Origin of the sequence: Lysinibacillus zambalensis (genome assembly GCF_040183165.1) — a bacterium.
In the GTDB taxonomy this organism is placed as follows: Bacteria; Bacillota; Bacilli; order Bacillales_A; family Planococcaceae; genus Lysinibacillus; species Lysinibacillus zambalensis.
Genome location: NZ_JBEGDG010000001.1, coordinates 182921 through 203915, shown reverse-complemented (window position 1 = coordinate 203915; position 20995 = coordinate 182921). Strand labels below are relative to the sequence as shown.

The window sequence follows — 20995 nt, the reverse complement described above, 5'->3', positions numbered from 1 at the left end:
TTTTTCTGGTTGCTCTGGCCCTTCAGGTGTTGGCTCTATTGCTACTGGTGAGGATTTCCATCTTTTGGAACAAAAGCAGTTTTACTTTCCACACCTGTAGCAGATATAGACTTTATACCATATGTGTATACTTTACTATTATTTGCAATAGTATCTACATAAACAGTATTACCTTGTGTGTTATAAACCACGTCTACTATATTTTTAACGTCTTCATATGATCCTTCTTTTGTTCCATCAAATCGGTATATTACATATTTCCTTGGTTGAGTACTATTTTCATCTGTAATAGTAAGTTTCCTGCCGAAAGACTCTTTACTCAATTTAACATCAGTTGGACATAAAGGTATTGCAGAGCCTTTCCAATAAATTGTTGGTGTTAAAGCTTTATAATTGTATAGTTGCTGATTTAGATAAGAAGCATATCCAAGAGCGTTATTGTTAATACTTCTTAGAGAAAAATGCATTTGTCCTTGAGCATTTTTATTTGCTCTGTTGGCGATTACTTGGCTGATAAGTTCCGTCTTATTATTCCATGCAGTATCAGAATCATTTCCAACTTTATGATTGGCCATGCCAATATATAGATTAATAGGATGGACTTTTGCGTACGTTTGAACTTCTCTTCCCCACCAATCTAATAAAACTGAGTAATTTGCTGCTTTATGATTTCTGGACCAATAGATTTGAGGAGCAATATAATCGATACTTCCATCTTTAATCCACTGTCTTGTATCAGCATAAAGATCATCGTAGTTACTCATTCCATTCGTGTTACTACCAGTAGAATCTTGCCCTTTGTTTCGCCAAATTCCAAACGGAGATATTCCATATTGAACATGAGGTTTAATTGCCTTAATGCTGGCATAAACCTTTTTTACTAATTGATTAACATTATTTCTGCGCCAGTCTTCAATATTTTTGAATGAGCCACCATACTTTTTAAAAGTTTGTTGGTCTTGAAAAGTCTCCCCTTTTATTTTATAAGGATAGAAGTAATCATCCATATGTACAGCGTCGATATCATAGTTGCTTACTAATTCTTCTATGGTTGATAATAAGTAATTTTGAACTTCCGGCAAACCAGGATTTAAATAATATTGTTTACCGTATTTCACTACCCAATTAGAATTTTTACGGGCTACATTATCGGCAGCAAGATTAGACAAAGATTGCGAAGGCATAGTGACCCTATATGGGTTTACCCAAGCATGAAGTTCTAATCCTCGCTTATGTGCTTCGTCCAGCATTATTTGTAATGGATCAAAACCTGGATTGGTCCCTTGTGTCTTGCCTGTTATATACGATGACCATGGAGCAAGCTTAGACGGGTACAGTGCATCGTTTAATGGCTTAACTTGAAAAATAACTGTATTAAAGTTATCAGTTTTTAATTTGTCTAAGGTACTTTGAACCCATTGAGTATATTGGGTTTTACTCATACCTGCCTTCATATCAATATTAGATACTGTTGCAATCCAGGCTGCACGCATTTCATTTTTAGGTAGTGAATTAGCTGTAGCCTTTTGATTTGTAAAAATAGGAATAAGTAAAAGTAAAACAAAAAAAGTTACTAAGCACTTTCCATAAAAAATTTTAAACATAATTAATGAAATCTCTCCTTTTAATTCTCAGCTATTAAAACCTAGCTGTTACTATAACCTAAGTAAATACCATTTCAGCCTATTCTATAAAAGTAGGAACTGATTTATCCTTCTAAATTTTGTCGGCAGGACCCCCTATTGGTAATTTCAATTGTTTGCAAAGCTCGTTGGAAAATTTTATTCTGTTTCTTCGCTCACTATATAATACCACAAATCCCCAATTATTCTCCCTTCACCGGTAATCTCCATCTATTTAAATTCTTGACGCCTATTTTATGATAGCGTTGAATAGCAATTATTTGCTCAATTGTTAAGTTTGTTTGATAAAGTGGACCATACGGTGGAAGGATTGGAAGAAATTCTTCACAAGATAAATATCAGTTTTAACATAAATGTCCAATAAAAAAATCATCTCAAAGGATAACTGTAGAGATGATTTTTATTATTCTGAAGAACAATACTAAATAACCAGTCGTCAAATAAATTTCGACAACTGGTTAGGTGTATACTTTTCCGACTGTAATATATTAGCAATTTTCACTTCTACCTGTAAAAAGGATACTCAACATTAGTTTTTACAGAAGCAAGATCTCATCTTCTTTTGCAAATTCATTTTCTTTAAAAAATTTCTTTACTTTTTGCTGGTTGGCTGTATAAATAATCAGCACTAGGGATTTAATGGCTCGACTACATGCAATATAAAATAATCTGTTTGTTTTATGAAAGATTATTACGTTCTTTCATGGGAGTTTAAGTATATTTCTTCACAAGGTGGTTACATGCCATGCGTAAGGAGCAATACATTGTTCAATTCTCATTTTACTACCTCAGGATACTGATATGTACGCTGTAATTGATTAGCTGTTAGATTCTTAAGTAAATATATCCAGCGTTCATGTAGACAATCTTTTTTTTCAAACAGTACGACTTTATTTCAAAGACACAACGATCTTACTACACGCTTTTTATTTATCCCACACTCTCATCTGCTAGTACTACTATTTTTTATTACCAAATTAGCCGTTTCACTCGGATGGTTAAGAGGAAAATGATGACCATATGGAACAAAATCAACCTTACCAAGATGCGAAGGAGCAGAATAGACTCTGTCATAATCCCCCCAAATAATGCGAAGATTATACTTTGTTACTTCATTGAAATCACCTTGAACGTTTTTCAAAAGTAAACTGTTAAGCTGAACCGTAGTATTTAAAATTCTAGGAGAAGTAAAACTGTTACTTATTTTTTCAATATAATGTTCAGGGATGCTCTCCGTACTTTCAAATAAACCATTACTTAATAAATAACGCTCTATCAAATTAGTAGTTGCCAATTTCAATGACCATTTGTTCATAAATTGAGGAACATATATCGATTTAGCATTTTTTTTAGCAATAGGTGGCTGAAGTAAAGTAATTGTATACTTCTTATCTATGTACTTTTGTACTAATGCTTCCAAAAGAATATACGCACCAAATGAATGGCCAATTAGATGGGCACCATTAGTAGCTTTCTCCAATAACTTTTTTAATACATTCAAATAGATATTTAAAAGATTTTTCTCTCGTTTAAAAGGAGAACGTCCCAAACCTGGAAGATCCAAGATCCATACAGGTTGACCCGTTTTTTCATGTAGCTCTTTCCCTAAAGGAAATAAATCCTCTCCATCACTCAATAAACCATGTAATAAAATATACGGTTTCCCCTCTCCATGTAATTGGTAAAGGGTATTGTTATCGCATAATGTTCGCTCAAATAAATGATGATGCTCACCATTTTGATACATCAATCGATAATCCAGATCAGCTACTACGGCCGGGAAAAAGTTCATGACACTCATCTTCTTAAACCAATCTCCCCCCTTCATGTTTTTCACCGAAACATTTGAAAATGTTCGTTTTGTCATAAAATTCAGTCCATCAGAAGGAATGTTTGTTATTTTACTTACTCCACTTTTCATTATTGTTTTCATAAGCGGCATTGGAACAGAGATTTTTGGTGCCCTCATATTCATACTTTCCGACATAACACTTAATAATTCAGCAATGTTCGGATCGTTCTCTTTGTCATCAACAAGTGTATATGTTTGAATAGCCGGCTGCTCCAATTTGAAAACCTGCACAATAAACTTCGCAAACTCATCGTTTGAAATCAGTGGCAACCTATATCCCTTACCTCCAGGAATCACTGGCATGAGCCCTCTTCGCATACTTGTCACAAGCAAACCTAATCCTGCTATCTGCTCTGTACTCCCTGTTTTACTACTACCGACCACAGTTGGCGGATTAATGACAGACAGCGGATAACCTACTGCTGATGCCTGTTGACGGATATAGAGATCTGCTAAAAATTTTGTTTTCTCATATGGATTTTTTATTTTCAAATAATTGTTTCCTTCTTTAAACACATCAATTGCAATCCTGCTATTTTTATCATCAAAGGGACTCATATAACCTACAACATGAATAAATTGCTGCAAGCCCTTCAATCGGTGAATACTTTTAGCGAATTCACTAATATGTTTGGCGCCATTCAAAAATACAGAAGCTGCCTCTTTGCTTGTCGCTTGAATATCCATGGGGCCTCCTGCGTGAATAATCACATCCGTTTTCAATACCAACTCCTTATCTTCAGCACTTAGACCTAAGTCTATTTTCGTTAAATCACCTTCAATAAACTGCATAACTGCCTTTTTTAAGATGCCTCTTTCCTGAAAAATGTTTGTTGCTTTACTTTTCGACCTCACTAAAAGAAGAATGTTCACATCCTCTTTGGCTAATTCATTCACTAATTTCTTTCCAATAAAACCTGTTCCACCCGTTAAAAATACTGTTCTCATAAAAATCCCCCTTGTAGTACTATGTAGTACTAATTTGATGTAAAAAAAATGCTTCTTTTACCGAAGCAAGTTAAACAAATGATCTGCTGTTTTCGTGATTACTGTTGCATCCTCCAGTGTTTCTGAAATAAATAGCGCTCCTTCAAGATTTGTAATAAAAAGAGATGCAACCTCGTCAATATTTATTGTCTTTCTAAATTCACCATTCTCTACCCCTTGTTTAAGTAATAGAGAAACTTTCGTTTGTAATCCTACCAAAAAAAGACCTATTTTTTCTTTTACTTTTGTGGCATTTGTAGGGCTTTGAATATAAAGCGTAATAAATGGACAGCTCCCCTTATATTCTCTCGTCTGAACTCCTTGTGATAATTGCTTTAAAAACAGTTGGATACGATCTTCAACTAATAATTGGTTTTGAGATAGTAAGCCATCAATTGCAGATTGATACATTTCAATCCAATAATCAACGACCCCTTCCAACAATTCTTCCTTATTAGAGAAGTGATAATATACATTAGACTTTGAAACTTTGCTTACACGAACTAATTCATCCATGCTTGTATAAGCAAACCCTTTTTCTAAAAATAATGTTGCAGCTACTTCAATCACACGTTTTTGATTCATTAATTTTACCTTTGTCATAATTAGTACTGTACAGTACTATTATAGGTGTTGCAAGTATTTTTGTTAGTTTAATAAAAAAATTAATCAAAAAAGCTATACTTTAATTGATTTTACTGCTAAAAATTAATCTCATTTTGAACAAAGTTGAACTGAAGCACAAAACTGTTTTGGATGGCTTGCAATTTTTCACCTTGTGTTTTTAACGCTAGGTTCATATATTTTTGAAAAAAAAATAAATATGTTTTTTCGGGAAGATACATACGAATTTTTTTTGTAATCACTAAATTGTTTAGAGGAGATGCTTTTATGCCCATTTCAGTACAGCATATTCGACATGCTACACCAATTATCTCGATAAATGGAAAATGATTACTGATTGATCCGATGTTGAGTGAAGCTGGTAAACTTAGTGATTTGGAATATGAGCATTGGCTACAGGTAGAAACTGATCCGGATATTATCGATTTTTGTGACCAACCCATTAAAATGGAGATGATTGAAAATGAAAAAACATACTCATCAATTGTTGATATGTGGGTGAAATATAAAAGTAATGAAGAAGCTTATATTGAAATTAAGTACAGAAAAGATCTATTAAAAGAAACTGTTAAGAAACAAATATATATTCAGGAAGAGTTCGGTGGATCGAAAAATTACTTCCTTAAAATCGTTCGCCAAATATTGTTTAATAGAACGATACCTTGCTAATGATTTTACGCACGGGATTGAATCACCAAGGTCAGCTGATAAACTCCCTGTCTATTTGACATTAACGGATCTAAAACAGCTATTTGAGTATTTAGAGCGCTCTCAATCACGTTTTTCGATGCGAAATCAGTTAATTGTTTAAATTGTTAGCAACAACAGGTCTGAGACGTTCTGAACTTGTTTCATTAACTTGGGAACAAATTGATTTGGTAAATGAAACGATTCGAATTGATGGAAAAGGGAAAAAAGAACATATATTGCCCCTTCATTCACACTTAATGCCGCTTCTGGCATCCTATAAAGCTTCTTTAAGTATCTGTCGAATTTATCTAACATAACCTGTTTTTCTAAATAAAAATCGTAAAGCATAGATCCGCGGGGGTTACATGTCATCTTTAAAGATGTGTTGAAAAAGGCAGGCCTCCCACCTTCCTACCTTCACGCTCATGCGTACAGATCCGTTCATACTTACCTTTATCACCTTTTATTAAATATACAACATGGTATATTTCTTTGGTTTTTTAAGGTGTTTAATTGACTCTACATTTGGGACAGCATATACATACAGTTCTTTTAACGATTCGTTTATTTCTGAATGCCTAGATATTGCATTTCAGAATTGCGAACGTATCGACGATATTTTTCAAACATCATTGGTGATATTATTATTTTTTCAGAACCACAAAAGTTTTTCCCCCATTGCTTCGGAAATAAGCTTTAATGTTGTAACTCTCTCAAAGCTGCTACTTTAATACTTGCAACATTTTCTAAATCAAGTGAGAACACTGTTTGATTTTCGTATGCTGAATAATCCAATACCTGATAAAAACCATCAAATAGTTCCGTTACAATTCCTTAAGCTTCGATGTGATCCCATTCTGCAATATTTGCTAAATCTCCTATATTGACATCTACGCTTTCAAAGCTGGGTTCCATAGGGTTTACTAATATGATTGTTGACATATACTTCACTCCTTAAGATTTTTCAATTCATTCCGTATCATCACTCGCCTAAATATAAAAAGACCCTTTAAGCCAAGTACGATTTTTCGCAATAGGCCTAAAAGGTCATTGATCACCCGAATCAACACTGAGAATAATCCTCCTCTTTAGTGCTTGCAAGCAACAATACCCCCACGGTGTACGAACTTAGTTTGTTACCTACCGATATCAGATCGTTCTTAATATCAATAAAGTACGCCCAAAAACGAACAGCCAAGGCTTTTTTGAAAAAGCGCTTGGCTGCTGCTTACCTCACTGCTGGGTATATAAAATAACCAGTTCTGAAGGGAGTCAAATCCCAATGTTAATTTCCAAATCTGTTCAGGTGAAGCTTAAGTTTTAATAGATGTGTTTATGCCTTTTCATTACTCTTTTTATTTAACATCGATTGGAAGTGGTGCATTAGGTGCTACTAGTTTTTGTATACGCATTTCTTCCCAGAATGCTGCCGGAATTACCGTGTTCAATGCAACTTTGTCTTCTGCAATTCGCTCTGGTTTACTTGCACCAGGAATGACAGCAGCAACTGCTGGGTTCGCCAATGAAAATTGTAAAGCAGCCGCCTTGATGCTAATTTGATGACGATCTGCAATATGTTTGATTTTCTCCACTTTCGCCATAATTTCTGGTGACGCTTTTTGATATTCGAAGTGAGTACCTCCCGCAAGAACACCTGAACTATATGGGCCACCAACGATAATGTCCATGTTATTTTTTTTAGCTTTTGGCATTACTCGTTGTAGCGCATGTTCATGGTCTAATAAAGTGTAACGACCAGCCAGCAAGGATACATTAGGCTTTGCTTCTTCCAGGTCCAGCATGAGTTCAATTGACTCTACTTTGTTTACTCCAAGTCCCCACCCTTTAATGACTCCTTCATCACGTAAACGTGTGAGAACACGAAATGCCCCTGTTCGAGCAGTTTCAAATTGTGCAATCCATTCATCGCCATAAAAGTCTTGCGCTAAATCATGTATAAAAACAAAGTCTAGACGATCTGTTTGTAAACGTTTCAAGCTATCCTCGATAGAACGAAGAGTTGCATCAGCACTATAATCATTGATAATTTTATTCTTACGGCCGAATTCAAAAAGTCCACCTTTCTCACCTAAATCACGTGCAGATGGATCTTCTAATTCATCTGAAATAATTCGACCTATCTTTGTACTTAAAACGTACTCATCACGATTTCTTTTCGATAATGCTTCACCAAGACGAATCTCCGCTAAGCCAGAGCCATAAAGCGGAGCTGTGTCAAAGTAACGAATACCACTCTCCCATGCCGCATCTACAGTTGCTATAGCTTCTTCTTCGGGGATGTTACGGTACATATTACCAAGCGGCGCAGTACCAAAACCTAGTTTTCCTTGCAGTATATCTCTCATTTAAAGATCCTCCTAAAAATTTATATTAAGAATTGGATTGAATAGTGTGAATAGATTAAAAAACAATGACTGAATGATATTTCATCACCTGACATGATAAATCGTTTAATACCTTATTACTCATTTCCGTCTTACAAGTATCATTATGAAATATATTTAACACGATGAAAAGTACGTACTTCAAAGTGCTTTAGAAACAAAAAAGTACCCTATATATCCTTTATAAAAATAAAGAAACTTAAAAAGCTTTATAAAAAGTTTATGCCTGATATAGCTCAAAACATATTAACACAATATCGTAAAGGAAAGAGATGATGTAATTCTTCTTAAGGTTACAATGTTCCACCTAAAGTCGAATATTTACTTACCGAGGATGTTGTCTTTAGATAAAATATAAGTTTTTTGTTTACACAGTAAAGCTGCTATCCCTGTAATCACATACATTACAATTTCAATTCTAGAAAGTTTTCTTTCTAACCTGTTATATTTCAGTTGACTGAAATATATAGCCACATTTTCATAGGTTTGTTTTCAAAATTAAGGAGACACAAAAAAAGGATTGAACAAAGAATATCAATCCAAAAAGTACAAACATTTAATTATAATAACTTCAGATAGAATCCTATTATCCCTAGTCCTACTAGAATACAAATTAAAACTTTTAATGTTGAAGATTTGATGAATGCTGGGTATAAAATTTCTGATACTGTAACCATGAAAATTATGCCTATTGTAATACTAATTAAGATTGTGTTTATTGACTCGTGTTCAAATCTTAAAAATCCACCAATAAAAACGCCTATAGAAACTGGAAAAGATACAATAAGGGAAATTAAAAAACCAATCAAGATATTTGAACCTGCTAAAATCATAGGAATAAATAAAATAATTCCTTCTGGGATACTATGGAATAAGAGTGTTTGTAATAAAGTCATTGTAAATTCGGGTTCTTGATTTGCACCTAAAACAATTCCCATAGGTATATTGTGAACCGAGAAACTAAACACTAATATTAAACCAGTACGAATATACAGTTTTTTCATTGAAGTACTCTTTATACCTTGTTTATTGTGCAACCGATTATGCAATACTTCGAATATAAGCATCCCTATAGTAAATCCAATAAAGGTACTTAACCAACCACCAGTTTCAATTGCTTCTGGGAAAATTTCGAAACTAATTAAGCCCAAGATAATACCTGCACAGAGTCCATAAATGATATCTACCTTCTGTTGCAACCCCTTAAAAAGCCAAGCTATCGTTCCACCTAACAATATCCCTGAAGAAGTACATAAAAAACCTAGTAGCCACATTCCACATTCACCTTTCAATGGTTATAATTAGTGGTATGATTAACTAGCTGTTTTTAGCACACCAGTCATTTTTATTTAACTAAAGAAACAAGCTTTCTTGTATCCATTTCATATTTATCAGGGATTGATGGCAGTATAAGAACAGGATAATGTTGTCTTTACTCTTGTTATATTCGTATTTTCTTAAAGGGCGTTCTTCTCTATCTACTTTCCTATAAATCTTTAGCATTTTATTATATGCACCTATCCAATTTCCCTTTTAAAAAAGAAAATGGATTTATAAAACTGATTCCATTAATAACTTCTTTGAATTTTTAACTAGAAAATTACCTTTAAAATTAACACCATAAAGCATAATTGAATATTTGATACGAATAATACATATATTGGTTTTAATATTTCATTAAAACAGAACTCTATAGTTATCCTAATGATGGAATTATAATATAAGTGAAAATTATCTATAAAGATAGGATGATGACAATTATTGAAAAATCGGTTCTTGCTATGGTTATTTTACGTGTATTGTCTGGAAGTATTGAAGTAAGTGCTGGATTGTTGATGCTAAAGTTGAATAATTTAGAAAAAGCATTCTATATTAATACAATGCTTGCATTGGTTGGTCCAACAGTTTTAATCGTAACGACAGCAATTGCATTATTTGGACTAGCTGACAAAATTCCTGTGACGAGAATCATTTGCCTATTTACGGGAATAACACTTATTATTATTAGCTCACATGTTAAGTAAGACCACGTGCATCACAGACTGTCCCACTAAGGTATTTATTTTATGTAAACTAAAATTAGAATACGTTACCCTCTGTATTTGTATTGTATATGGACAAGCTTTTAGACATTGTATTCCTCTACTTCCATAAAATTATTCATATCAATAGTTATGAATTTCATATTACTACTTAATACTCCATCTCGTTCCATAATAGAGTCCAATACAATTGTATATATTTCTCGTAAATGTTCCTTTGGTTCTAATCTAGTATTACAAGCAGCATGAGCAACATCATAAACAGACAACTAAAATATTTAAATTTTACCCCGTCCTTACTGTTCAGTTAGCTCAATTAGTACATTATTTAAGCAACGGTTGAAGACCTATTAGCAATGGTGCATACACGATTAGTGGAATAAGCAAAATTACTGCACCAATTTTTTTAATTTCCTTTTGTAATAGTAAAAGAGAAGTTATGAAAAATAATGGGTAAATAATAAAAGTAATTATTAATACACCATCAACTAATTGATATAATTTTCCTGTGAATGCACCTATGAATGGGATTGAAATCCATTCTAGTAAGCTAAAGGCAATAACCAATATCCACAACCATTTAAGTGTCATCACTAATCACCTCAATATCCTTGATTGGTTAAAAAAAGTAAAAACTCTTTTTTCACTTTATCACCAATTAATATTTCAATTTCTTGTATTAATTTTACCGAATAAACCTAGTTGCATTTAAGTTATCGTAAGGTCATAAAAAGGTTTCATTCGTGACTTTTTTCAAAAGATAAAATTCGTGTTTTAACCGATTTATATTGTATCCAGCCGATGGACGAATGGCATTTCTACTATTTAAACACGAATATTCAAAATGATTAAACTCTAAAATGTTCGTTAATTGTATTCGTCAGGAATTTTTGCAAACAAATCAGCACTTACTTGTATTTTTGCAGAACTGAATTTACTTGAACTGTATTAATATCAGGGAGAGTAACTCAAATAGATATGATTTGTTGGAATATCTTCTAGTGGATTCGATCCCTTACTAGCACATGTGGTGGAGTTTATGTAGTAACACAAGGGATGTTGGTTGGTTTATGAAAAAGACTAGGGTCTATCATAGTAGAACCTAGTCTTTTCATTTAATTTCAAACAGTATTTCCATCAACTTACACACTCATTACGTAAAGAATGGTTTTCTTCGCAGTCAGGATTCTTTTTTCAATGATCCGTATCGTTATGCTTTCACTTTAGATCCAACGAATTGATTAAAAAATGAGAGGATTTTTTGATAAACAGCAATTTCATTTTCTTTTTTAGAGAATCCATGTCCTTCGTCTTCAAGAAGCATGTACTCGACATCACGACCTTTATCTTTTAAAGCTTGCACGATTTGATCAGATTCCTCTTTCACAACACGTGGGTCATTCGCTCCTTGGATAACGAGCATTGGTTTGACCATAGTTTCTAAATACGTTAATGGTGAGTATTCAATGAGTTTTTGCTTGTCTCTTTCAGGATTTCCTACCCATTGATCCATAATTGGCTTCCAGTCTTCAGGAACCGAGTTGATAAATGAGAACAAATCAGATGGACCAAATATATCCACTACGGCTTTGAAATATTCAGAATGTCTACCGTGAAGCAATAAGGCCATGTATCCTCCATAACTTCCGCCCATCAATAAAATATTGCCTTTTTCCGCGTAGTTGTTATCAATGAGCCAGTCGAGACCAGCTACATTATCAAGGCGTGGGCCGTGTCCCCAATCTCCTTCTACCATTTTCATGAAAGCCAATCCATAACCTGTCGAACCACGGAAATTCGGAGCAAAGATGCTATAGCCATGATTTAAAAAGAATTGGAAGGAAGCTCTAAAAAATTTACGCTCTGCAGCTTGCGGACCACCATGCGGCCAAAAGATGATTTCGCCATTATCAATTTCCTTTTTAGCTTTGAAAAATAAGGACTCTATTTCAAGTCCGTCAAAGGAAGAATAAGTAATCACATCCGGCTCAACTAATTCGCTTTGATCTACACCTGGAACTGTGTATCCCATTAAAGATGTCCAGCCATTTTCCTTAAATTGATAAATATTATGCGGTTTCGTAGCCCCTCTTCCTAATAAATACAAACTACCGGATTTTGTGACTATAAGTTTTTCGATGACACTGCATGGTGAATCTAGTTCTTCCCAATTATTCGATAGCAAATCATACATGTATAAATGATCTTCTACACCTTTTTCACTAACTACATACAGGCACTGCTTTTCTTTGTTATATTTCAACGAAGTAAAGCTTTCATTCTCCAAATCTTTCAATTTTAAAAACTCATTTGTCTCTAAATTATACGAAGCTAAATACGTAAAATCAGCATCGTAATTCGTTAATAAATAGATGAGCTCATTGGATACAAAAACTGCGTCACTGACCGTATGTTGCTGATCTGTTGGCGGTGTTAGGAGAATATGTTCCTCTCCTCGTTTGGCGTATAGGAGTGTATACGTATTTGCAAAATGTTTATAGTAGAGGGTTACCTTTTCATTCGGGCTAAAATCGATTAAAAAAGTGGGTGCATCTTTTCCCTCAAGAACTGTTTCTTCCTCACCAGTCACCAAGTCATAGACATATGCATTTAAATACGTAGGATTTCCTTTCGAAGATGTATAATAAAGCTTGTTCCCATCTTCTGATAAAATTGGCTTAGCATTGCGAGTTCCTTCTTCATAAATAATTTTCTTCATTGTCCCACCTTGAAGTGGAAGTCCATAAAATTGCGTATTTTCGTCCCCATTCTGGTCAAAACCGGCAATGATGAACCGTCCTTGTTTATCATAGAGTAGTCCTTGACAGCTCTGATCAATAAAAGTAAGCGGCGTCGGGAACGTATTTGGTAAATTCATGGCCCATAAATTATACTTACCACTTAAATTAGTACTGAAAACTAGTTGTTTTTCATCCGGACTAACCGCAAAATCCCCAATCGAAAATGTTCGTAAAAACTGTTCTACATCTGGTTTAGAAAAAGATAGCATAATAAAAACTCCTCCTTTTTCGAATTGAGTGAAAAGTCTATCTATTTACACAATACCATTATTCCACTTTAATGTATATTTTACAGTAATAGTTATTATCAAAACTTTGATTATAATAGTTAAAATCATAATACTAGGTACAACTCAGTGACTGAATAATATCGCCGTTAAGTATAACGGTATCAAACATTTCAAGTTTTTCTTGGGCAATTTTCAAACGTTCTATTTCTGTTTTAAATACCATGTTTTAGACTCCAACAAAAATTGCATTATTCCTCTATAAAATAAAAAAACGATTTCCATCATCAGAAATTCGTTTTTTTCATTATACTCCTCGCATTGTGTTGTTTCTGTTATCAGTAGTTGTTAATGTTATCGTTGAAGAACAGCCATTAATTAGTAGCTGCACTTATTGTCGAAAAACTTAGTTCATTGGGCTTCCTCGTCGGCCGAGGGACCATAGATGCCTGGGACCGAAATATCAAGTAGACGCAAGTATACCCCGAGCTGTGCCCGATGGTGGACCATGTGGTTTAATCCGAAGATGCGGAACGCAATTGCTCTTGGCTCACTGCGGATGATATGGTCACCGTGGCGCAGCGTCCATTCCTCTCCGAGCGTTTTCTCGTCACATTTGGCCAGCAAATTTTTCAATTTACCGATGTTTGCGTCAAACTCATCCAGAACGTCAGATTGTTTTTCCAAAGGCTTTCGTCGCAGCGGCACGGTTGAAAGATCAAACTCTGAGTACTGAAGAATCGCGATTTGCCAATTCAGCACATTGATCAGGTGCGTGGCCAGCTCGCCAAGCGTCATCGATTTCTCATGTGGTTTCCATGACATATGCTCCTCGGATAAGCGTTCCAAAATGCGACGCGTAGTAGCCAATTCATTCGTTGTGTCGCCAACAATTAATTGTTTAACCATAAATTTCTCTCCTCCATTTGGTTAGCATATTTTAAATTCCATTCGAGTAGAAAGCTACAGTCTCAAGAACTGTTTCCGTTAAAATCTGTGCCGTATGAAACTGGTTATATTTTTTAGTGATCCACAGATCAGCGCTCAGACGAATCGAAAATCATTTTGACGGGTACTTGGTTACATGGATTACGCTCAGGTCATAAAAGTTTCATCGTGACTTTTCCCGAAAGAGAATATTCGCGTTTTATTCGATTGATGAAGTATCCAGCTGATAGACAAATGGCACTTTTATTATATAAACACGAATGTTCCGTGTAGTTTTATTGATAAACGTCCGTCAATTAACGTTTGTTAGGAATTTTTGCAATCAATCGTCTCTAACTATATATTACTTCACTCTCTCTCTTTTCAAAGGTTACTCAAGGAATTTTAACATTGTTTAATGATCACTTTTAAAGTGTATTCGTCTTATGTTTCGCTAATTCTCATTGCTAATAGGATAAGAAAGTTGCAGCCAAAACAATTCCATTTCCTAATAAGCCGAAATGCTGAATTTTGATACAAGGATTTCAATCTTATATTTGAAATAAAACTAACTTCTTGTTAATAGCAATGGCTTCTGCTGTAATCGTACTCATTTTATCGAATAAGCAGTGCTGACTAACTACAGATTGTGAAATGCCTAGAAAAAATTACAATATTGCATTATTTCCTTTAACCCTATTTACATACGAAATGTGATTCTTATCAGAAAAAATAATAAAATCCAGATGGTTGCTTCAATTTGATATAATGAACCAGCATTTTTATATTATTTTTTCGGAGGATTTATGAGCAACCCAAATAAAAATAAAAATTTAGCTTCATTAACTATTATTGTTGGTTTACTATTACCAATCTTTCTACCTGCATTTATAATGATTGCCCTAGTTAATTTCATGCCTAATGAAATTACTCATTCAGGAATAATGTCATTATTTATATTATCAATTGCGCTATTTATAATTGCTGGTATTTTCACTAAAGTATTAAGCCTTGTAGGTTTAACTGAACAAAAAATAGTAGAATTAGGCTTTCTAGGTTTTGTTATCTCTGTTTTGACGTCATTTATCTCTATAGTTGTAGGATATTATTGGATGAAAACACTCCACTTCACTTCTGTTGAGTTATCTACTATTGGAATTTTAATAATTGCAGCTATCACTACGATTGTTTTAACAGCCCTAATAAAAATTTTAGAGAAGTTATAATCAACACAAATGCCCAGGCTCAATATTATTTGAGACCTGGGCATTAAAATTATGCAGGTTACTACTTATTTCTTCTGTTACTAAGTGTGAAGTTGCAGAGTGTACTTCATCACATACTCCTACTTCTGGATTCCACAAATATAGGTAGGACATTACTAAAAACGTTTTAGCAGTTTACTCTAAGAAGCCTTTGATGGTGTATACGTATTGTTTTTTCTAACCTTTTGTTTTATGTTTTTAAATCGATGTTCAATCCCAAGGTAACGATCTAAACTTAAAACATAACTTTTGTTTATAAATAGCAATATACAAAAAGCACTAGTATAAAGAGTTAAACTAATTAAATTCATATTCCCAGAAAGAATAAAATTTACATGCATAAACAGACAAATAAGAACTGAGGGAATGATCATTAATCCTACGATCAGAACAATCCCAATACTAATTTGAACGATTGGAATCGTGTAATTAAAAAACATAATATGCTTTAATGCGAAGTGTTCAATAAAATACTTATAAAATTCCGGTACATTCGGTTTATCTAGTGCCATCATTAAGTAATTTTTAATAAATATTCCTGGTTCACTAAACCAATTTTTCTCTGTAATTTTCGTTATACCAGCAAAAAGCCAGCCAATCCCAAAAAGCAGCCGCATTAAAGTAACTAATGTTTGAAAGGCTTGTTCTCCAAATCGTGTTGATATTAATTTCATATGCTTAATTGTCCTCTACAGTTTATTTGAGAAGGTTCGCCCTTCTCTGTAAAATTCTTGCTTACTATTAATTTTTCTTCCTTCAAACTTTACTATATTGGTTTTTAAACTCTTTCACATTTTCAACTTGAAGAGTTCAAAGATCTTCCCTCTTTTCCTATAAGGGTATAGCCATTTTTCCAGGTTTTTATGTACATGCCACAACTACTTTTCGAAACGTTTACCCTTTTTAATCGACAATGATAATCATTCTCAAGAAGAATAGCAGTAAAGATTATCATTGTCAATGGAATATTTAGGTGAGAAATTTATTAGTTTACGTATGTATGATATAATTCAAACTTCCTTTAAAAATATGATTTCAAAGAGTGGAAGGCAACAAACACTATTATCAACTTTGCCACTGCTTCGCTGAAATTTGAAAGAATCAATATATGGATTTTGTGCCACTAAATGAGCAGCTGCAGCTAACCCGATTAGACCAGCACCAATTAACCCATCAAAATAACACTACTATAAAAGCGTATTCGAAAAAATCCCGAATACGCTTCATTTAATCTTCCCTCTTTTCTAAATAGCCTTGCTGTAAACATGTATCCGTCAAAAACTTCTTAATCCCCGAAGCAAATGACAATTCAATTGTGCTACTCGTAACAGCTAATATTTCCCCTTCACCAAAAATCATATGCTTTATTTTTGAGCCGACGATTAACGATGACTCAGTTGTAATCGTACGCTCATTACGGTATTGCTTCAGTACTTTACTCGTATTTTTTGGCGCTTTCTTTGGCAATTCCTGCGGTGAGACGATTTGTTTTAATGACTTCATGAAAATCGATGGCACTACGCTTGTTTTAAAGCGTTTATTATACGAAATTAATTCCAAATGGCGAATCGCACGCGTAATACCGACATAAAAGAGTCGTGCTTCTTCCTCGCTTTCTTCTTCTGCCTCACTAGGTATAATCCCCTCAATCAAGTCAATCAAATACACACGGTCAAATTCCAAGCCTTTTGAACTGTGCAATGTTGTCAGTGTAATTGCATTCAATTCATTTTTCATATGAGCCGAACGTGCTAAATTTTCAAGTTGCATCAAACGACCCGCAAATTCGGTCATCGTCGACGTATGACGAGCAATTGAGCCAAGTACATTCACAATATCTAGTAAATTTTCATAATTAAAACCGAGGTTCTCACTCATATTCTTTAAAGTACGCTCATATCCAATGTCATAACGGATATGCTCTAGCATAGCTGTTGGCGTCGTTTTATCAAATTGAATGCTATCATACGTTTTGCGAATCCGCTTAATATATTCATGCTGATAATCCTTTAACTCAACATGCTCTAATAACTGTGTGAATACACAGCCATCTGTCGGTACTTTCTGTAGCGCCTTCAATTGCGTGGGTGTAATATAAGCATTCATTTTTCTGTAAACTTTTTCAAATACCGTGATATTTTTTGTATTGTACGCTAGACGCATGAAGTTCATAATATCCTCCACGACCCAATGCGTGAAAAAGCGAATCGTGGAATCTTTCATATAGAAAGGCAAACCTGCTCTGTCAAACGCGTCCATAAGCGGAATGGCTGACATATTATTTCTATATAAAATAGCCGTTGAGCCGCGCTTAGACTGATTTTTCAACTGATCCACTAAATATTTGGCCTGTAAATTGTAATTCTCTAAGATTTTAAACGAGATTGGCTCTGCTGCAGGATTTTCCGTAAACATTTGTTTGTTGAAACGCTTTTTATTACGCTGAATAAATATATTGGCTGGCTCTACAATCGTTACAGATGAACGATAGTTTTGCGTCATAAGTAACACTTGAGCCTCCGGATATATCTTTTGGAAATTCAACAAATAATCTGGCTCTGCACCTCGCCAGCTATAAATGGCCTGATCCTCATCCGCAACGACGCATAAATTTTGATGGACTGCGACGAGTTTGGCGATGATTGCATGTTGAACAGGCGATGTATCTTGACTTTCATCCGTTAAATAATAATCGTAACGGCGTTGGTATTGCGCCAACACCTCTCGATTTTTCGTGAAAATATCATTCGCCATTAATAGCATATCGTCAAAATCAATTAACAAACGGTCACTACCTGTGCGTTTATATTCCTCATAACGCTGTAAAATCTCGATTTTTCTAGGCACCTTTACTTCTGCAATTTCCCATTCCTGTTCTGGCAGCATTTTATTTTTGATAAACGTTATGTACGTCAGTAGCTCGTCTAACTGATCTTCGGTAATTTTTGAGCCATTTAATTGTTCAAAAATCTCGCGAAGCACTCGTTTTTTTGAAACAATACCAGGCTTGTCCGATTCTTCGATGATGCCGTATGTAATGCCCTGTCGTTCAAGTGTCTGCCGCACAACTTGAAATGCTAAACTATGAATCGTCGAAAAATCAACCGGTGGCAAATGCGGGAAAAACTTTGCAAACCGCGCCTTCATATCACCTGCCGATGCCTTACTAAATGTGACAGCCTTTATGCGAGAAGGATTCACACCAAGTGCCTCAATCATATAGCCAATACGCATAATAATCGTTGTCGTTTTTCCTGAACCGGGAGATGCTAATAGTAACAGCGGGCCATTCGTTTGTAGCACCGCCTGCGTCTGCACATCATTTAGACGAACGCCAAGTGAACGCTCCTTTTCCTCAAAAAACGCTTTTTGCGCTCCATTCATATCAATCGCTCCGTTCTAAAAAATCTATTTGTTATTATACCAAATGATGAGGATTCATCCGAGGAAAGCTGCACAATATTAAAGCATTTAAGCGTCACCTAGTGATACAGTTACAATAGGAGTCAAAACTGCTTGCTATTTACCAGCTGTAGCTACAAATAAAAAGCTATGAGACGCATCGAGATTCAGTAACACGTACCGTCGCCCATCTCGATTGCTCTCACAGCTCATAAATAAAATCATTTTTTTAAGAGCACCTTTTGATTTTAAAAATTAGATTATTCGCTCTTGCTAATTTCTCCATTCGCAATTCATTTGCAATTGATCTCCATTTAATTCTGCTGATAAATTCTCATCCATCTTTGTCATTAGACTTTTCGCAATATATAATCCTAAACCTGTACTTTTTTTGTTCTTGGTTGATTAACTTTATAAAACGATCACAAAGAAAATGAAGATCGTATTCTTTTAATTCTTTGGCGGGATTCAATATAGTAAGTTGAACAGATGGTTAATTTTTAACAAGTTGAATAGTAACATCTTCACTTGAATGTTTAATCGCATTGGATATTACATTTTCAATTACACGTTTAACAGCCTATGAATCCGCCAAAATATAAAATTCATCCTCTGGAATTAGGATTGAAGGTTCTATTTGTACATTTTTAATATCATCATAAAAACGAATGTTTTTAACACTTTGCTTTTTGAATGTGACATACTACTAATATATCCTTTGATTTTTATTATCATGTGTAGTAATATACATACATGCCTAAAAGATATGTAGGATACTTTTAGTTACTTTTAATGTTACAGGAGGTTTACAATGCAAAAAATTTATAATATTGGTGTTGAAGCTACACTTGAAGTCATTGGTGGTAAATGGAAACCGGTCATTCTTTGTCATTTAAACCACCATGGTAAAATTCGAACAAATGAATTTCGTCGATTAATTCCAGGAATTTCACAAAAAATGCTTACAAGTCAATTAAGAGAATTAGAGCAAGATGGTTTAATCCTTCGAAAAGTTTTCAATCAAGTACCGCCGAAAGTTGAATATTCCTTAACGCCTTATGGACAGGGAATGGAACCTATTCTGAACATGCTTTGTACTTGGGGCGAAAATCATGTTGAAGTATTACAGGATAAAGGCGAAGATGTAATTTTAAAACACCGTGATGATGATATAGCTATGCAGCAAACATCTTAATGAAGGAAAAAGAGACTGTCAAACACAAGACAGTCTCTTTTCCTTTTTATTGCTTATAGAGCAAAATCGTATTCATCTGGATTTGGTCCAACACGTTGTTCAAGATTCAACGCATCGATGATAGCCATTTCTTCAGTTGTTAAAGTAAAGTCAAAAATATCGGCATTTTGCATCATGCGTTCTCTACGTACAGATTTTGGGATAGTGATGACTCCATTTTGTAAATCCCAACGTAAAATAACTTGAGAATTTGATTTTCCATATTTTTTTGCGATTTTTGAAATCGTTTCATCTTCAAGAAGTCCACCTTGCATTAAAGGTGCCCATGCTTCAAGTTGAATTTGGTGCTTGTCACAGAATGAACGTAGCTCCACTTGTTGTAAGCGTGGGTGAAATTCCACTTGATTCACAACAGGTTTAATACGAGCAAATGATAATAAGTTTTCTAAGTGTGCAACAGTGAAGTTACATACACCAATTGCTTTGATCTTGCCTTGTTCATATAGGTCTTCAAGAGCTTTCCAAGATTCAGCATATTTATCTTTCCCAGGCCAATGAATAAGATAAAGATCTAAATAATCTAACCCTAGTTTTTCTAGGCTCTCTTCATAGGCAGCGATAGTTTCCTCATAGCTTAATCCGTCGTTCCATACTTTTGATGTAATAAACAAGTCTTCACGTCGTAAGCCAGTAGATGCTAGCGCTAGTTTAATACCTTCTCCTACACCTGCTTCGTTTCCGTAAATAGCAGCAGTATCAATGCTTCGATACCCGACCTCGATGGCATTTTTGACCATTTCTGCAGTAGCATCATTCTCTACTTGAAAAACACCTAAACCCATACCAGGCATTTGTAGGCCGTTATTTAATGTGATTGTATCTTGCAAATGATTGACCATTTTTATTCCTCCAATTGTTTATTTTCTTGATTGCTT

17 protein-coding genes are annotated in these 20995 nt (G+C 34.5%); 5 read left to right on the top strand and 12 right to left on the bottom strand.

What is annotated here, in order from left to right:
• Positions 1-41: 41 nt before the first annotated feature.
• The 4 genes from ABNX05_RS00975 to ABNX05_RS00960 form a co-directional block, all read right to left on the bottom strand.
• Complete coding sequence (locus tag ABNX05_RS00975; RefSeq protein WP_349657968.1) at positions 42-1604, bottom strand: glycoside hydrolase family 10-like protein; 1563 nt, start codon at positions 1602-1604, stop codon at positions 42-44.
• 982 nt (positions 1605-2586) lie between these two features.
• The gene (locus ABNX05_RS00970; RefSeq protein WP_349657967.1) at positions 2587-4443 is read right to left on the bottom strand and encodes an alpha/beta fold hydrolase; all 1857 of its coding nucleotides are present in this window, start codon (positions 4441-4443) and stop codon (positions 2587-2589) included.
• A 57-nt stretch (positions 4444-4500) separates the two neighbouring features.
• Positions 4501-5067, bottom strand: coding sequence for a TetR/AcrR family transcriptional regulator (locus ABNX05_RS00965; RefSeq protein ID WP_349658298.1), 567 nt, complete (start codon positions 5065-5067; stop codon positions 4501-4503).
• 116 nt (positions 5068-5183) lie between these two features.
• The gene (locus ABNX05_RS00960) at positions 5184-5381 is read right to left on the bottom strand and encodes a hypothetical protein (protein ID WP_349657966.1); all 198 of its coding nucleotides are present in this window, start codon (positions 5379-5381) and stop codon (positions 5184-5186) included.
• 70 nt (positions 5382-5451) lie between these two features.
• Here ABNX05_RS00960 and ABNX05_RS00955 point away from each other — a divergent pair, with 70 nt between their 5' ends.
• Positions 5452-5775 carry a TnsA endonuclease N-terminal domain-containing protein gene (locus tag ABNX05_RS00955; RefSeq protein ID WP_349657965.1) on the top strand — a complete coding sequence of 108 codons (324 nt, stop codon included), beginning with the start codon at positions 5452-5454 and terminating at the stop codon, positions 5773-5775.
• 134 nt (positions 5776-5909) lie between these two features.
• The gene (locus tag ABNX05_RS00950; RefSeq protein ID WP_349657964.1) at positions 5910-6113 is read left to right on the top strand and encodes a tyrosine-type recombinase/integrase; all 204 of its coding nucleotides are present in this window, start codon (positions 5910-5912) and stop codon (positions 6111-6113) included.
• Between the two features lie 1038 nt (positions 6114-7151).
• Here the strand turns inward: ABNX05_RS00950 and ABNX05_RS00940 are convergent.
• Positions 7152-8162 (bottom strand): aldo/keto reductase, encoded by a 1011-nt coding sequence (locus ABNX05_RS00940; RefSeq protein WP_349657963.1) that lies wholly within the window; start codon positions 8160-8162, stop codon positions 7152-7154.
• Positions 8163-8761: 599 nt separating this feature from the next.
• Positions 8762-9475 (bottom strand): ZIP family metal transporter, encoded by a 714-nt coding sequence (locus ABNX05_RS00935; RefSeq protein ID WP_349657962.1) that lies wholly within the window; start codon positions 9473-9475, stop codon positions 8762-8764.
• 474 nt (positions 9476-9949) lie between these two features.
• On the opposite strand from ABNX05_RS00935, the gene ABNX05_RS00930 reads away from it, so the two are divergent.
• Positions 9950-10225: a YqhV family protein gene (locus ABNX05_RS00930; protein WP_054611762.1), complete on the top strand. Its 276-nt coding sequence runs from the start codon at positions 9950-9952 to the stop codon at positions 10223-10225.
• A 342-nt stretch (positions 10226-10567) separates the two neighbouring features.
• Here the strand turns inward: ABNX05_RS00930 and ABNX05_RS00925 are convergent, their stop codons facing one another.
• The 3 genes from ABNX05_RS00925 to ABNX05_RS00915 form a co-directional block, all read right to left on the bottom strand.
• Positions 10568-10834: a hypothetical protein gene (locus ABNX05_RS00925; protein WP_349657961.1), complete on the bottom strand. Its 267-nt coding sequence runs from the start codon at positions 10832-10834 to the stop codon at positions 10568-10570.
• Between the two features lie 619 nt (positions 10835-11453).
• Positions 11454-13253, bottom strand: coding sequence for a S9 family peptidase (locus ABNX05_RS00920; protein WP_349657960.1), 1800 nt, complete (start codon positions 13251-13253; stop codon positions 11454-11456).
• A gap of 429 nt (positions 13254-13682) precedes the next feature.
• The gene (locus ABNX05_RS00915; protein ID WP_349657959.1) at positions 13683-14180 is read right to left on the bottom strand and encodes a DinB family protein; all 498 of its coding nucleotides are present in this window, start codon (positions 14178-14180) and stop codon (positions 13683-13685) included.
• An 824-nt stretch (positions 14181-15004) separates the two neighbouring features.
• Here ABNX05_RS00915 and ABNX05_RS00910 point away from each other — a divergent pair.
• Positions 15005-15424 (top strand): epimerase, encoded by a 420-nt coding sequence (locus ABNX05_RS00910; RefSeq protein ID WP_349657958.1) that lies wholly within the window; start codon positions 15005-15007, stop codon positions 15422-15424.
• A 179-nt stretch (positions 15425-15603) separates the two neighbouring features.
• Here ABNX05_RS00910 and ABNX05_RS00905 read toward each other — a convergent pair whose 3' ends face one another.
• Together ABNX05_RS00905 and ABNX05_RS00900 are read right to left on the bottom strand one after the other, a co-directional pair.
• Positions 15604-16137 (bottom strand): hypothetical protein, encoded by a 534-nt coding sequence (locus ABNX05_RS00905; RefSeq protein WP_349657957.1) that lies wholly within the window; start codon positions 16135-16137, stop codon positions 15604-15606.
• Between the two features lie 553 nt (positions 16138-16690).
• Positions 16691-18847 (bottom strand): ATP-dependent helicase, encoded by a 2157-nt coding sequence (locus ABNX05_RS00900; RefSeq protein WP_349657956.1) that lies wholly within the window; start codon positions 18845-18847, stop codon positions 16691-16693.
• Positions 18848-19676: 829 nt separating this feature from the next.
• Here ABNX05_RS00900 and ABNX05_RS00895 point away from each other — a divergent pair.
• On the top strand, positions 19677-20060 hold the full coding sequence (locus ABNX05_RS00895; protein WP_349657955.1) for a winged helix-turn-helix transcriptional regulator: 384 nt from the start codon (positions 19677-19679) through the stop codon (positions 20058-20060).
• Between the two features lie 53 nt (positions 20061-20113).
• Here ABNX05_RS00895 and ABNX05_RS00890 read toward each other — a convergent pair whose 3' ends face one another.
• Positions 20114-20959: an aldo/keto reductase gene (locus ABNX05_RS00890; protein WP_349657954.1), complete on the bottom strand. Its 846-nt coding sequence runs from the start codon at positions 20957-20959 to the stop codon at positions 20114-20116.
• Positions 20960-20995 lie beyond the last annotated feature (36 nt).

Coding starts and splice junctions, on each gene's coding strand:
- ABNX05_RS00975 (WP_349657968.1), bottom strand. CDS start 1,604: ATGTTTAAAATTTTTTATGGAAAGTGCTTAGTAACTTTTTTTGTTTTA.
- ABNX05_RS00970 (WP_349657967.1), bottom strand. CDS start 4,443: ATGAGAACAGTATTTTTAACGGGTGGAACAGGTTTTATTGGAAAGAAA.
- ABNX05_RS00965 (WP_349658298.1), bottom strand. CDS start 5,067: ATGAATCAAAAACGTGTGATTGAAGTAGCTGCAACATTATTTTTAGAA.
- ABNX05_RS00960 (WP_349657966.1), bottom strand. CDS start 5,381: ATGGGCATAAAAGCATCTCCTCTAAACAATTTAGTGATTACAAAAAAA.
- ABNX05_RS00955 (WP_349657965.1), top strand. CDS start 5,452: ATGTTGAGTGAAGCTGGTAAACTTAGTGATTTGGAATATGAGCATTGG.
- ABNX05_RS00940 (WP_349657963.1), bottom strand. CDS start 8,162: ATGAGAGATATACTGCAAGGAAAACTAGGTTTTGGTACTGCGCCGCTT.
- ABNX05_RS00935 (WP_349657962.1), bottom strand. CDS start 9,475: ATGTGGCTACTAGGTTTTTTATGTACTTCTTCAGGGATATTGTTAGGT.
- ABNX05_RS00930 (WP_054611762.1), top strand. CDS start 9,950: ATGATGACAATTATTGAAAAATCGGTTCTTGCTATGGTTATTTTACGT.
- ABNX05_RS00925 (WP_349657961.1), bottom strand. CDS start 10,834: ATGACACTTAAATGGTTGTGGATATTGGTTATTGCCTTTAGCTTACTA.
- ABNX05_RS00920 (WP_349657960.1), bottom strand. CDS start 13,253: ATGCTATCTTTTTCTAAACCAGATGTAGAACAGTTTTTACGAACATTT.
- ABNX05_RS00915 (WP_349657959.1), bottom strand. CDS start 14,180: ATGGTTAAACAATTAATTGTTGGCGACACAACGAATGAATTGGCTACT.
- ABNX05_RS00910 (WP_349657958.1), top strand. CDS start 15,005: ATGAGCAACCCAAATAAAAATAAAAATTTAGCTTCATTAACTATTATT.
- ABNX05_RS00905 (WP_349657957.1), bottom strand. CDS start 16,137: ATGAAATTAATATCAACACGATTTGGAGAACAAGCCTTTCAAACATTA.
- ABNX05_RS00900 (WP_349657956.1), bottom strand. CDS start 18,847: ATGAATGGAGCGCAAAAAGCGTTTTTTGAGGAAAAGGAGCGTTCACTT.
- ABNX05_RS00895 (WP_349657955.1), top strand. CDS start 19,677: ATGCAAAAAATTTATAATATTGGTGTTGAAGCTACACTTGAAGTCATT.
- ABNX05_RS00890 (WP_349657954.1), bottom strand. CDS start 20,959: ATGGTCAATCATTTGCAAGATACAATCACATTAAATAACGGCCTACAA.